Annotated in this window: 11 protein-coding genes and 1 tRNA gene; 4 read left to right on the forward strand and 8 right to left on the reverse strand. The window is 37.1% G+C overall.

The genetic code is table 11. From position 1 onward, the window contains the following. Nucleotides 1-129 precede the first annotated feature (129 nt). The 4 genes from ACODR7_RS20910 to ACODR7_RS20925 all read left to right on the forward strand — a co-directional run bounded on the left by ACODR7_RS20910 (nt 130) and on the right by ACODR7_RS20925 (nt 3,781). Nucleotides 130-213, forward strand: a tRNA-Leu gene (locus tag ACODR7_RS20910). 284 nt (nt 214-497) lie between these two features. After that, the gene (locus ACODR7_RS20915; RefSeq protein WP_488842145.1) at nt 498-3,008 is read left to right on the forward strand and encodes a hypothetical protein; all 2,511 of its coding nucleotides are present in this window, start codon (nt 498-500) and stop codon (nt 3,006-3,008) included. Nucleotides 3,009-3,030: 22 nt separating this feature from the next. Further along, nucleotides 3,031-3,369, forward strand: a complete 339-nt coding sequence (locus ACODR7_RS20920; RefSeq protein WP_276964114.1) for a hypothetical protein — start codon at nt 3,031-3,033, stop codon at nt 3,367-3,369. A gap of 49 nt (nt 3,370-3,418) precedes the next feature. Next, on the forward strand, nt 3,419-3,781 hold the full coding sequence (locus ACODR7_RS20925) for a hypothetical protein (protein ID WP_488842147.1): 363 nt from the start codon (nt 3,419-3,421) through the stop codon (nt 3,779-3,781). Between the two features lie 166 nt (nt 3,782-3,947). Here ACODR7_RS20925 and ACODR7_RS20930 read toward each other — a convergent pair whose 3' ends face one another. The 8 genes from ACODR7_RS20930 to ACODR7_RS20965 form a co-directional block, all read right to left on the reverse strand. Continuing rightward, nucleotides 3,948-6,155: a peptidase domain-containing ABC transporter gene (locus ACODR7_RS20930; RefSeq protein ID WP_488842149.1), complete on the reverse strand. Its 2,208-nt coding sequence runs from the start codon at nt 6,153-6,155 to the stop codon at nt 3,948-3,950. After that, entirely contained in the window at nt 6,152-9,253 is a 3,102-nt protein-coding gene (locus ACODR7_RS20935) for a lantibiotic dehydratase (protein WP_488842150.1), read from the reverse strand. The genes ACODR7_RS20930 and ACODR7_RS20935 overlap by 4 nt, the downstream gene beginning before the upstream one ends. Next, the gene (locus ACODR7_RS20940; protein ID WP_488842152.1) at nt 9,234-10,181 is read right to left on the reverse strand and encodes an LLM class flavin-dependent oxidoreductase; all 948 of its coding nucleotides are present in this window, start codon (nt 10,179-10,181) and stop codon (nt 9,234-9,236) included. The genes ACODR7_RS20935 and ACODR7_RS20940 overlap by 20 nt, the downstream gene beginning before the upstream one ends. A gap of 1 nt (nt 10,182) precedes the next feature. Next, nucleotides 10,183-11,340 (reverse strand): lanthionine synthetase LanC family protein, encoded by a 1,158-nt coding sequence (locus tag ACODR7_RS20945; RefSeq protein ID WP_488842154.1) that lies wholly within the window; start codon nt 11,338-11,340, stop codon nt 10,183-10,185. Then, complete coding sequence (locus tag ACODR7_RS20950) at nt 11,340-12,512, reverse strand: lanthionine synthetase LanC family protein (RefSeq protein WP_488842156.1); 1,173 nt, start codon at nt 12,510-12,512, stop codon at nt 11,340-11,342. Before ACODR7_RS20950 ends, ACODR7_RS20945 begins: the two co-directional genes overlap by 1 nt. Before the next feature lie 81 nt (nt 12,513-12,593). Further along, nucleotides 12,594-12,764 carry a class I lanthipeptide gene (locus ACODR7_RS20955; RefSeq protein ID WP_174774463.1) on the reverse strand — a complete coding sequence of 57 codons (171 nt, stop codon included), beginning with the start codon at nt 12,762-12,764 and terminating at the stop codon, nt 12,594-12,596. 62 nt (nt 12,765-12,826) lie between these two features. Beyond that, nucleotides 12,827-13,006 (reverse strand): class I lanthipeptide, encoded by a 180-nt coding sequence (locus ACODR7_RS20960; RefSeq protein WP_076595230.1) that lies wholly within the window; start codon nt 13,004-13,006, stop codon nt 12,827-12,829. 47 nt (nt 13,007-13,053) lie between these two features. Beyond that, on the reverse strand, nt 13,054-13,233 hold the full coding sequence (locus tag ACODR7_RS20965; protein ID WP_089693423.1) for a class I lanthipeptide: 180 nt from the start codon (nt 13,231-13,233) through the stop codon (nt 13,054-13,056). Nucleotides 13,234-13,315 lie beyond the last annotated feature (82 nt).

Here is a 13,315-nt window from a genome sequence, read left to right on the forward strand (position 1 = left end):
AGACTTAGGATCTGGTGCCGTGAGGCGTGGGGGTTCGAGTCCCTTCATCCGCACTTTTCTAAAAATACTTTTAGAATTATTAAGAAGGTTGGAACCTGTGGTTCGAATCTTTTTTTTTGCCCACACCAAGCCCTGGTGGTGGAACTGGTAGACACGCAGGACTTAAAATCCTGTGTCCGCAAGGACGTACGGGTTCAAGTCCCGTCTGGGGTACAAAGCCCTCTGTAAGTTATTACGGAGGGCTTTTTTGTTTCTGATAATCAAATTCACCTATATCTAAATAATATTTTAATACGTCAAGTTCTGTCGTTTTCCGCATTGATATTTGTAATAAAAAAATACAGAAATGAAATTTAACACCAAAGTAAGGAAGATTCTGTGCCGGATATTATATAGAATTTAAAATTAAAGATATTCCTGATCAGATATTTGAATCTTTTCCTACACTTTGTTTCGATTTTCATGCTGAATTTTTTATTAACCTAAAATTGTAAGCAATGAACTATGACAATTATTTTAACGATTTTGACGACTTCGATGAAACGAGTAAAAGAATCCTGCAATCTTTCTCAAATCATTTGGTGTCCAGTGAATCTTTTTTAAGCAAAATAGTAAAACAACCCACAGATTTACCAAAAGAAACCTCTTTACCATCAACTTTGTTTTCAGATATTACAGACTGGCAAACAGATGATTATATCAATCTGGAACTTCTGGTTTCAAAAATTAAGTATGCCAACAGTGGTATGAGGGATTATATTCTGGAATACAATCCGATTGACTATCAATTTAAAATTCAAAACAAGAGTCTTTCATTTCCGGGCAGAAATTTCATCAGACTGAAAGCTTACCTGAACTCAAAAGCAGAAAATGTCTCAGTAAAATGGAACCAGACCCAAATAACCCACGAAATAGCCGTTGGAAAAGAGAAAATCTTCTACAGAATCAATTTTTTCTATGCAAAAAGTGACGAAAAAGCAATTATTCTTGAAACTTCCTCTTATCAGGAATTCAGAGATCTGAATATACTGTTAGGATATGGTGATATTGATGACTATGATAAGGATTACAAATACTTCCTGAAAAATTTCGCAGATGCTCTCAAAAAGTATGAGAATCCTGAATCACTGAAGTTTATTTACGTAAACGTTCCTGAAACTATTCTGCCTAATCTTTCTATGCATATTGAAAATTTGACGTTTTTTAATCATCTTGAAATCCTTTCGGATGCAGATGACTCAAATATTTTCAAGGACAGCAGTTCTGCGGTGATACAGGTTTTCAAAGCAATCGGAGATCCGGTTCCTGTCCTCAACTATTTCCGCGAAAATCCGGATAAGCTGAACAGGATCTATTACAATTTAGACGGCAGTACAGAATATGATGGTAAGATGCAAAGCAACCGGATGATACTGGCCCATATCATAATGCTGTTTTCTCTGTTTGCGAATAATGATAAGCGGAAAAAAGAAGCCCGATCCTTTATTATTGGTAAGGGCTATAAAATCAACAGCAATATTCTCGAAGGGGGCATTTTTCAGAGCAGTGATGACCACTACAGAGATACATTTCTCCTGCAGCAGCAGAAAGAGGTACAGCGAAATGTAAAAATTATCCCGAAAGAAGGAGATCCCAATGCAAAAGAGACCGTTACAGAAGATATAGATGAAGGGGCACAGTTTCACCCTCTGGATATGGTCTATCTCACAGATATCAGCGGAGAGAAAGAAAAAACCTATCTGGTGCCTGCTATTTATCTGAAAGCAATGGCAGACGCAGAGGAATGGGTGGTTGTACATCAGAATATCCGTATTGCGGCTAATCTCGTGGCTGTTGTGATTGGTGTTGCTACATTGGCAACCTCCGGAAATCCCTATTTTATTTTACTGGCTGCTGCCGATCTTTCTTTGGCGGGGGCTGACCTTACCGTACAGACATTTAAAGAAGAAATTGCTACCTATGAAGGAGGAGCAGAATTTCTGGCAGCCTGGGAAGAGATTTATATGGTGGGAGGTATTGCATTGGCGGGTTTAACTGTTGTAGGTGGTTTTTATACCGGGGCAGCCAAACTGATCGCAAAAATGGCAGACGGAAGTGCTAAGAATTATCTTAAGACTTTGGTATTAAAAGCTGTGCTGGAAACCAATATTTCTAACTTCCAAAGAAATACCATAAAAGTAATCGAACCCCGGGAAATTTTCCTCGGAGCGCAATACAGAGCGCTTGGTAATACCATGGCAGAAAACGGAGTCGTTTTCTTATCCGGACAAAGACAGGGGACATTTTTGAACGCCTATGCTGTTGTGTACAAAGGTGAAGTGATAGAAGAGTTTACCAAAGCAGAAATGCATATGTTCTACAAAAAATGGTGTAAATTACAGGGAGAAAAATTAGTAGAAGAGCTGGAGCATTTGGGCGGGCATGTGCCGCCAGGCAGCTCTATTGTAGAAACAACCGTTGAAGCAGAAGTAAAAGCATTTATAGAAGGGGAAAAACAATTTTTAAATACCATAATTAAAAATCCTTTTGAAAAGATGAAAGAAGCAATGCCTTATTTTAATCATAAATCGGTTGGTGATGCTGTAAAACAAGTAAGTACGACCAATTGTGGTAATACCGCAGAAGTTATTGTGGAATTTTTGAGAACAGGAGAATTGAGATTAGCAGAACCATCGATGAAACAATCATTTGAGGAAATCTCAGCAAAATTTGGAGGAGGGAGTTTCCAACCTGCTACAATCCCAAGAATGAATGAATTAATGAAAGAAGGAGATATAGTGGTTGTGTATGGTGTCACAGATCTTAGTAAAAGTCCTATGTTAGTAGATGGTCATTATTTTGTAGGAATGAAAAAAGGAGGAGAATTGCACCTGTTTGATGGGCAAACAGGTGAATATGCCATATTTGCTCTAAAAGATAACAACTTTAGTAAGTTTATCCAAAGTAAGTATAATAAAACTTATACACAAGCAGAAGGTGGTGGTTTTAGATATTTAAAAGTAAGATAATAACAATTTAAAAATTAATTACATGTTAACAGACCAAGAAATGCTAAAAGTAGCAGAAAATTTTTTAAAAAGAATGGTAAAAAAAGGTATTGAAACAATGATATATACTGACGCTATTATTAAAAAACCGTATGGTAATATTTATCGCTACAATACCAAAGAGTTTATTTTAACAGGCGATTTTAATAAATCTTTGGCGGGGGGGGGACCTTTTTTAGTAGAAAAAGAAACAGGAAGAGTGGTTAGTTTGGGCACCCTGTACAGCTTAGAAGATCGTATAAAAGCCTATGAAAATGGAACTATGACTACAGCTTTAGATACATATTGGTATCCCGACGAAGATCGGTTTGATTACAAATAAAATGAGACGGCTTCTTTTTTATTATTTTTAATACTTCAAAATCACAAAATTGAAAAAAATTATGTTAACAGACAAAGAAATGCTAAAGATAGCAGAACGCTATTTAAAAAGTAGAGCGGAACACTTTGGAGGATCAGATATTGAAGTAGTAATATTGACAGATCATATCATTAAAAAGTCATATGGAAATATTTATGATTATCAATCTAAAGAATTTCTTTTAACAGGAGATTTTAATAAAACATTAGTAGGGAATGCCTCTTTTTTAGTGGAAAAAAAGACTGGAAGAGTAGTTAGTTTTGGTACAGCAATGGATTTAGATGACTATATAAAAGCCTACGAAAATGGAACATTAGGTAAAACCTTAACTCGTTATTGGTATCCCGATGAAGACAGATTTGATTACAAATAAAATGAAAATAGAAACAGAAGTAATTGCACTGCTGTTTTTCATTAGTTTAACCAGAGTATGGTTTAAGTGAATGAGTCAATACTTGATCTGAGAGCTGTAATCATTTTTTAACCACAAAAAAACCGCCTCACAAGCTGCGAAACGGTTAAAATATATTGAGAGGTGATTAGTTGCCTAATTCAAGCTGATTTTTTACAAGGCTGTAGTAATCTGCTTTTCTGTTGACCAATTCCTGGTGGTTGCCTTTTTCTACAACGGCTCCATTTTTCAGGACTATAATCTGATCTGCATTTTTTACGGTACTTAAGCGGTGGGCTACAATAATTACCGTTTTTCCTTTGAAAAATTCCTGCAGGTTATCATGAATGATTTTTTCATTTTCGGCATCCAGCGCAGAGGTGGCTTCATCAAAGAGGATAAAATGAGGGTTTTTGTATACGGCTCTTGCAATAAGAACTCTCTGTTTCTGTCCTCCTGAGATTCCGTTGCCGGCTGCCCCGATTTTGGTGCTGTACCCTAACGGAAGATTATCTATGAAGGAAGAGATGTTGGCTACTCTTACTGCATTTTCCATCTTTCTGGTATTGATTTCCACTTCGCTGGTCGCAATATTTCTTTCGATGGTGTCGGAGAAGATAAATCCGTCCTGCATTACCACTCCGTAGTTTTCTCTGATGCTTTTAGGGGAAAGGGTAAGAATATCATCTTCGTTATAATGAATGGTACCGTGAGTAGGATTATAAAACTTTAATAGAAGCTTCATCAAGGTTGTCTTTCCGCTTCCGCTGGCTCCTACAATGGCTGTCACTTTACCTTCAGGGATAAACAGATTCACATCTTTTAAAACGAACTGAGATTTGGGTCCTTCATACTGAAAAGAAACATTATTTAAAGTAATTCCTCTCTCTTCGTCTTTTGAATGGGTATTGCCTATTTCCAGGGCTTTCATTCCTTCTTTTTCTTCTTCTTCGTGGTTCTGAACTTCATTTAATCTTGAAAGACTCAGTTTCGCATCCTGTAAAGAACGGAAGAAAGAAATCATCTGGTTAACAGGAGAATTCAGCTGTCCAATGATGTAAGAAATGGCCAATAGTTCGCCGATGGTCATATTTCCTTTCACAACCTGCAATGCCGCAAAGAACGTCACGAAAATGTTCTTTAATTGGTTAAGAAATTCAAATCCTGAAAACTGATACTGATCTACTTTTAAAATCCGAAGGGTTGTTTTAAAAAGCTTATTCTGAATCCCTTCCCATTCCTGTCTTTTGTAATCTTCAAACTGATTTAACTTCATTTCAGAAACTCCGTTCAGGATCTCATAAACGCTTTCCTGGCTTTGTCCTTTTTCGCGGAATCTGTAATAATCCAGAATTTCTCTTTTTTTCAGCCAGTATTGAGCCCAAACCAATGATAATGCCGTCAATGAGGAGTAAATAAGCACAATTGTAACGTTATAATACCAAAGCACTCCGAAAAACACTAGAAAAGTAACCATAGAGAAGAAGGTCATAAGGCTCTGAGAGGTAAGAAAATCTTCTATTCTCTCATTATCCTGGATTCTCTGGGTAAAATCCCCCTTCATTTTGGTATCAAAAAAGCCCATGGGAAGGAGAAGCATTTTCTTCAGAAAGTCTGAAATAATGGAAATACTGATTCTGGTCCCGATATAAAGCATCAGCCAGTTTCTGAGAATTTCTATCGTGATACTTCCTAAATATAAAACGACCTGAGAGACCAGAATGATCGTAATAAGATCTACATCTTTTGTGTTAACTCCTTTATCAATAAGTGTTTGTGTAAGGAAAGGGAAGACAAGGCTCAGGCAGCTACCGATAAGCAGCATTCCGGATAAAAAGAGGAACTTGTTTTTGTGCTCTTTGAAATATTTCATGGCAAAAGAAATACTCAGTTTATCTTCTTCCGGGAAGGTCTGCTGATAAAAGCTGTTGGTAGGGCTTACAAAAAGAGCAATGCCGTTTTCACCGTCAGACAGCCAGCTTTTAAGAAAGTCTTTTTCGCTCATCCAGATCATTCCGTGGCTTGGATCTGCAATTTTGTAGCGTTTTTTTCCTGAAATAAGGCTTTTCTTTACATCAATAAGTACCACGAAATGATTTTTATTCCAGTGAAGAATACAAGGCAGGCTGCCGTTTTCATCCAGGGTCTGTAATGTAAGCTTGGCAGGATACGTTTCAAATCCAATATCTTCGCACAGTTCACTGATGCTCAGTAAGCTAACTCCTTCTCTGGATAGGTTGGCATTTTCTTTCAAAAAATGTAACGGAATCTGCTTGCCAAAGTAGGAAGCCACCATTGCGATACATGCAGGACCGCAGTCCATTTGGTCGTGTTGAGGGATAAATTTTAGCTTCATGATACGAGATATTTTCTTTTGCCGATTTTCATTTTATAATACTTTTCTACAATACCGTAGATGATCAGTTCATGCATTCTGTGTCTGGATCTTATCAGCCTGTTGATATGCATGTGAATAAAGCTGCTCACTAATCTTTCTTTCTGAATGGTCCTGAGCTTTTCTATTTCCTTACAGTTTTCTGTGATTGAAGTAATGAATTCTGAGAAGTAAGGGTTGTCATTCGTTTCTGCTATTTCACTGATGATGTTCAGATTATTCCTGTACTTCAGATCGAGCTGCTTTTTAAGATTACTGTCTACATTGAATTCTTTCTGAAACTGGCTGTAAATCTTGCTGATTACTTCATATCGTTTATCCAGATCCAGATTGAAAACATCGAAATAAGCGTCAATACTTTTGATAGCATATAACCAGAGATCATCATTGTTCGGAATATTCTTTAACAGATTCACTGTCAGTTTACTGTCATAATGGAAGATATGTTCCGCAGTGTCAATAAATTCACCTTCATATCTTTCATATTCTCTGTCGTAGGTTCCCATTTCCACTTTATTAATGATTCCTTCGCTGATATATTTATCAAAATAATCGTTGAAAGTAGTGATGATCCGGGCTGTATAGGTGAGATCATTGTCATTGATTTCCAGCCTTAGTCTGATATGATTATCAGGATCACTGTACCTGATGTAGAACCATTTTTTGATGAGGTTTTCCTCGTTGAGGTGTGCTAAAAGATCCGGAAACACATCCTGTAGTATTTTGTCTGAGAACTTGTTTCCGCAATAAATTTTATAGTAAAGCCATTTGTTTCCCGGGATGAATTTATGATCAGCAATATTGTTATTGAAAAGATGCTGGTCAAGTTCCGTTTTAAATGCGGTATAGCTTCTGTTGATCATGGGAATGACAATCTCATTGTTGAATTCATCTGCCTCAAGATCATAAAGACATTCTGTAAGTGTCACCATTTCTTTGGATCTCAGTTCATCCACAAGGAATAATAAAAGGTTATCATTTTCCGTATCGATCAGTAATTTATTATCTCCCTGAGCAATAAAGAAATATCGGTTAACTTTTTTAGCTGAAAGATATTCTCTTAATTTTTTAATGCTTTCCGTATTGTTTTTGGCCTTTATTCCTGATACTTCGTTTTGGTATACTCGCCATAATGCCGGTGTAAAGATGATATCATTACCAAAGGTGATGCGGGGAATATAATCATACATCAGATAATTGGTATCTCCAATGTTTAAAACCAATGCAGTGGAAATATCCTGATGCTGAAGGTCACATAAAAACTGATATACCGGCAGCGAATTATAATCAAAATTATGAGCGGTAGAATGGAAGATTTTTACTTCTTTATTCAGTTCTTTATGGAATAAAACGATTCTTTTATCTATCATTTTAATGTAAAGATCCGTCAGGCTGATGGTATTTTCCGAAGCCGAAGGTTTGGTAAGGTAAGAAAGCTGGTTTCCTCTTTTTACCTGTCTCAGAAGGATATTTCCGGCCCTGTTATCGGGTAGGTGAAGCAGCTCTGCGTAGATAAAATGATCATCATTCTGTTCTTCTTTAATGATTCTGTTCATCGGGGCAAGGATTTCTTCATCTTCATTGGAAAATCTGGCGATAAGATTGGCTCCGCTGGTACCTCCTACAGAAGAAATAGCAATTTTATCAGAAACCTTTTCTATCATTACTGCAAGAGATCTTGCCAGGCTTACTTCTTCCGTATTCTGAAGATTGCTGATATCATGCTGGCTGAGATCTATAGAAGTCTCTCCGTTAATGTTGGCTTTATTGATGAGTCTTCTCCAGAATTCATGAATCTTTTTATTGTACGTGATGGAAAATGAATCCGTGTTAGAATTGGGCCAGCTTAACGTATCTAAAAGAGAAGAAAAATCGTTTTCACTGTTTTGTTCCTGAATATATCCGATGCCGCTTTCATTGTCCAGCACTTCTACCAAAGGGACCAGGCTTTCTTCATATCTTGTGTAAAAAGCTGTTTTAAACTTTTCTAAGTTTTCATTCACCGTTTCGCTTCCTTTGTCCCAAAAACAGGCTAAGGTATTGATTCCTTTTTTGATTTTGGAAAGATCTTCTCTGGTAACCGGAGAGAAATCAAGGGTTCTTTTTAATGAAGAATTAATCAGGTATTTTCTGTCATATAATATGGAGAACTGGTTGGCAAGGGCAAATATTTCATTGTAATATTCCTGAGGCTGTCCTACTCCTGAATTAAGCAGCTTCATATAGCCTTCCATTCTGATGAGTGTCTCAAGGTAAGCATCCAGTTCAGGAGCGATGCCTTTTTTCGAATGTAAATATTCAATAATCTGGCATAGTGGAGAATGCTCATTCAAGCAGATATCAAAATTGCTTTTAAAGAACTGGGCATCAATCAGGCTGAAGATATAATATTTAGCATCTTCTTCAGAAACTCCTTCTACGTTTTCTGCTACCAGAGCAACAAGGCTGTTGAATGAATAAGACTTATTGGCTGTATTTTCAACCAGAAAATCCAGAAGCTCGTCTTTTTCCAATGAGCTTAGCGTGTAAACTCTTTTTTCATTTTGTACTGTAGTTTCGATATATCGGTAATAATCACCTAATTGATAGACAGAGTCATTAAGCTCATATTCGTGAACTTCCGGAAAGTCTCTGTTGATCAATGCGATAACCTGAAAAAGGAAAGACAGGTCCAGCGTTGTATACCGGTGGATGGAATCCATATTTCCGGCTTCTATATTTTTATGTTCTGCGTTCAGTTCAAAAGCGGAATGAGAAGCAAATGTTCCGAACGGAGTAGATCTGGTGGTAATTCTGATGTAGTATTTCAGGATAGAATTATTAATTCTGTTTCTCTTTACCTGGGATAAAGATGGATCGTTCTGGCATAATCTTGCCCATTCGTTATACAGCTCATAAGATGCTAAGAAAACAGATTCTCTGAAGACCTCATCATTCCACAGCTCCAGAACAAAATGATCAAGATCTGCTGTATTTTTCGGTATGTTGTTATATTGTCTGAATGAGTACAAAGCGTTTCTCATAAAGCCAATATTAATGTTATCTAACTGCGTTTTCATGTTGAATAGATTGTAAGTTGTAATGATTGCTTATCGTTTCAGCGTTTTCTATTTTCTTATCACTGTCGGGTTCCGTATCATATAAGATGAATTCATCTACGGCCAGTTGATCATCCAGTTTTTCAATGAGTTCAAAAAGCTCTTCAAAGCTGAGGTGTAGAATTTTGAACGCTTCGGATTCATCTGCGTCAGACTTTATTTCACTGATTTCTGAGAGGTTGATTGCCAGAGCAAGTGATATTTTGGGTTCAAATCCGTTTTTCTGTATAAATGTTTCTTTATATCTGTTGATCTCTTCTTTTTTACTTTCAAAACTGTCAAGGAATTTTCCGTTTCCGTGAAATGCTGATACACAATAATTTGAGTGTAAACTTACGGCATCATCCAGATTGTTCAGAGAAGAGGAAAGGTACCATAGATCCGGGATCAGTCCGCCGTAGGGAGGGATCAGAATGCCTTCTTTTTTGTTCTTTTCTGCTTCAGAATAAAAAAGTTCATGAATCATGCGGGCATTTTCTTTGAAGACCACTCCGGAGCCTCTTTCAAGAATATCAGGGTTTAAAAGGTTTTTCGTATGATTACTTTCAGGGATGCCTTTGGACAGGCCAAGGTCTATTCTCCCGTTGAATATATTGTTGATTAGCTTATAATTGGTAGCCACAGCATAAGGAGAATAGCTCGGTACTGAAGTTCCTGCGGATCCTACTCTTATTTTTTCCGTCATTCCGGCAATCATGGCAATCACGATATCCGGATTTGAAAAGGCAAGATTCTTAAGATGGGAATAATGATGCTCTGCCAGCCAGAATCTGCTGTATCCTAATCTCTCTGCATGAAGGGCATAATCAACTACATCGTTAAGAGCTGTGATGGAATCTTTGCCGCTTCTGTATCCTAGTTCTAGTAATCCTATGCTTTTTGTTTTCATGTTACAGTAAAAATTTTAGGTATTTAGTTTTGTCTATTTTGTCATTCAGAGCAATCAGGGCTCCTGTTTTTCCGAAGAGTAAATTGCTGTCTTCCAGGGTAAATGGCTGATCCAGTTCGTTTTCCAGGATTTCCAGTGATCTTTTGGTCCAGAAATTTTTAGCTTTTTCATACTCAGGATGGCTGTCTTTTTCATGAAGCTCATGGTAAAGCTGTACAAGTCCTGAGGTTCCGTGGCAGTACTGGATAAACTCTACTCCTGTGTTGGCCATTACTTTCCTTTTGGTTGTTTCCAGACCCAGTTCGCGGGCCATTTCTGTGTATCTGCTTTCCTGTAGTGTTTCTCCTGTTTTATAAAGAAGATAAGAGAAGGAAAGATCACTGTTGCACCAGCAGAGTCTGTTATTATGAAAAGGCTTCAGCCGGTTTTGTGCTATTTTGTAATTGTATGGTTTATATATTCTGGCATTTTCTACTTCATGAACATCAAAATTGGAGATAATGAAGTCCAGGCAGCTGCTGATAATATGTTTTGCTTTATCCGTTATTACCGGAAGGGCTAAAAGATTATTAACAATAGAAAGATAGCCATAGTTGAATCCTAAGTTGATACCATCTGCATAGCTGTCGTTCAGCTTGTTTTCAAATGGAGTGGGGTGAGAAATACATTCGGCATAAAGTATATTTACGATTTCGCTGCTGTATTTTTTGTTTCTGATGGTGTTGAAATAGTGAAGATTTCCTATGGGTCCATCAAAAAAAGTGTAATTGTTTTCGTTCAGCATGGTAACAGACTGTTGGAAGATCAGTTCTCCGATGTCTGCAATCTGTTCATCAAAGTCATTCTGTATAAGCCCGTCCTGTTTCAGCAGATTCAGAATAATGCCCAGTCCGGTCATTCCTTTGGATAGATTCGGGAGAGTGTATACGTTGTTTTCTTTTTGCAGGTTGCCATTTTCAAATACTTCTTCCAGGATAGCGCCTACCTTGTTCACATAGATATCATTTCCGGAGATTTGATACTGTGTTAGGAAATAAAGCAGAAGTCCCAGTTTTCCATAAAGCAATCCGTCCGGTAAATTTCCATAATCAAAATCCAGCAGTTTCTGATCATATTCCTGTAGCAGGGTTGTGATGTTTTGAGATTGTAGAGTTTCCATTATAGATCGTAATTATAGAATGAAACATAATTGTGATGGTTTGTAATGATATTGCTCATCAGATTAATACCGATTCCTGCTATTCCCTGGCCTAAAGCCATGTTGATATTGTCATATTCTGCATTGTAGTAGGCATTGAATCCTGCCCATTGTTCATTTTCATTTTTCTTAGATTGAAGAAGATGCTGATGCCAGTAATCTTTGGCTTCCAGAAAGACCTCCTGTTCGGTGAGGTGATAGAGGTTTTTGTACAAAGCGGATAATCCGGCAGAGCCATAAATTAATCCCGGTTCCAGGATGGCAGACTGATCAGCGTCTTTAAATTTTGTTGTATTGATCAATATTTGTAGTCCTTTGTCGCAATAGTCTTTATTTTTCAGGAGAATTCCGGCATTATAAAAAGTATAGCCAATTCCTATTTCTCCGTAAGCCAGATTATGATAATCTATGTAGATCTCTTCAAAGGCATTGAACGGGAAAAGAGAGATATGGTCTGTAGTGCTTTCTTTACAGCTCCAGATGAATGAGAGTCCGGAGTGAATAAGCGCTAAAGATTCCGGAGTGTAGATGTTATTTTTGTAAAGGAATAATAAATAGTTGATCACTCCTGTAGTTCCGTGCCCTAAACCCATTTCTACATATGGATTTTCTTTATCCCGAAGGTTAAATTTCCAGTAGCTTCCGTCTTCGTGAGTTTGAGTAAGCTCAATGATTTTATCCAGAGTATTATCTATCAGGTGTTTCTTATCCTCAAGATTTCTCAAAACGAAATATTTGGCAAAACTCGGGAAACCGCTTGTGAGGTCAAGATCTCCTTTTTCTGTTTTCTGGATCAGTATTTCTTCCAGAATGTCATCTATATTTTCCAGTAAAGAATCTATTTCGCTGTCTAAAACTTCCTGCTGTTTCAGGAATATAAGATATAATCCCAGCTCTCTTATTTCATCATTAAAATGAAGACTTTTATAATCCTCTGTTAAAACAGACAGAGACTTTTCAATATAATGGGTTACCAACTCTAAAGATTCAGATTCCTGAGTCATCAGATAATGATAATAATAGAACATTGAAGCACTTAGAATTCCGTTATTAAGACCTATTCCGGTAAGGGAAGCTTCTTTTTTACGGATACATTCTTCTATTTCTGAGATGATTAATTTTTCTTTTTGCATGATGTGAGAGCTGTGAGATTATATAATTTTTTTTAAAAGAGGGAGAGAAGTTCATCATTCTCCCTCTTTTATAGGAGAAGATTACTTCGCTATTCTTGTTTGTACCACAGTGTTTCCACCGCAAGAACACTGTCCGCAAGACTGCGCTGCTGCCTGAAGGCTGTTAACCCCTCCTTTTAGGCTGTTCATTTGCTCTTCCTGTAATTTGCTGATTTGCTCTTTGTTGATTTGAAGACCCTTAGTTAGTTTCATTTTGTTCATGATGTTTAATTTTAAATGTTATTGTTTATTTTAGTTGTGATTTGAGGTGCTGATTATTGAGCCGCTCTGGTTTTTACAATTGTGTTTCCACCGCAAGAACACTGTCCACAAGATTGTGCTGCTGCCTGAAGGCTGTTAACCCCACCTTTAAGGCTGTTCATTTGCTCCTCCTGAAGCTTGCTGATTTGTTCTTTGTTGATCTGTAAACCTTTAGTTAATTTAATTTTGTGCATGATGTTTGATTTTTAAATTGTTATAAATATTTTCGACTTTTTGAGAGTTACTTGGCAATTCTTGTTTGTACTACAGTATTTCCACCGCAAGAACACTGTCCGCAAGACTGAGCTGCAGCCTGAAGACTGTTTACTCCTCCTTTAAGACCATTCATTTGCTCTTCCTGAAGCTTGCTGATTTGTTCTTTGTTGATCTGTAGTCCTTTAGATAATTTCATTTTGTTCATAATGTTTAATTTTAAGTTGTTATTGTCTATTTTAAATGTGATTGGGAGTGCTGATTATTGAGCTGCTCTTGTTTTTACCACT

The sequence above is a fragment of the Chryseobacterium sp. FG46 genome (assembly GCF_057809135.1).

What these genes read in the sequence shown, in the direction of transcription:
- ACODR7_RS20915 (WP_488842145.1), top strand. Translation starts at nt 498, where the DNA reads ATGAACTATGACAATTATTTTAACGATTTTGACGACTTCGATGAAACG.
- ACODR7_RS20920 (WP_276964114.1), top strand. Translation starts at nt 3,031, where the DNA reads ATGTTAACAGACCAAGAAATGCTAAAAGTAGCAGAAAATTTTTTAAAA.
- ACODR7_RS20930 (WP_488842149.1), bottom strand. Translation starts at nt 6,155, where the DNA reads ATGAAGCTAAAATTTATCCCTCAACACGACCAAATGGACTGCGGTCCT.
- ACODR7_RS20935 (WP_488842150.1), bottom strand. Translation starts at nt 9,253, where the DNA reads ATGAAAACGCAGTTAGATAACATTAATATTGGCTTTATGAGAAACGCT.
- ACODR7_RS20940 (WP_488842152.1), bottom strand. Translation starts at nt 10,181, where the DNA reads ATGAAAACAAAAAGCATAGGATTACTAGAACTAGGATACAGAAGCGGC.
- ACODR7_RS20945 (WP_488842154.1), bottom strand. Translation starts at nt 11,340, where the DNA reads ATGGAAACTCTACAATCTCAAAACATCACAACCCTGCTACAGGAATAT.
- ACODR7_RS20950 (WP_488842156.1), bottom strand. Translation starts at nt 12,512, where the DNA reads ATGCAAAAAGAAAAATTAATCATCTCAGAAATAGAAGAATGTATCCGT.
- ACODR7_RS20955 (WP_174774463.1), bottom strand. Translation starts at nt 12,764, where the DNA reads ATGAAACTAACTAAGGGTCTTCAAATCAACAAAGAGCAAATCAGCAAA.
- ACODR7_RS20960 (WP_076595230.1), bottom strand. Translation starts at nt 13,006, where the DNA reads ATGCACAAAATTAAATTAACTAAAGGTTTACAGATCAACAAAGAACAA.
- ACODR7_RS20965 (WP_089693423.1), bottom strand. Translation starts at nt 13,233, where the DNA reads ATGAACAAAATGAAATTATCTAAAGGACTACAGATCAACAAAGAACAA.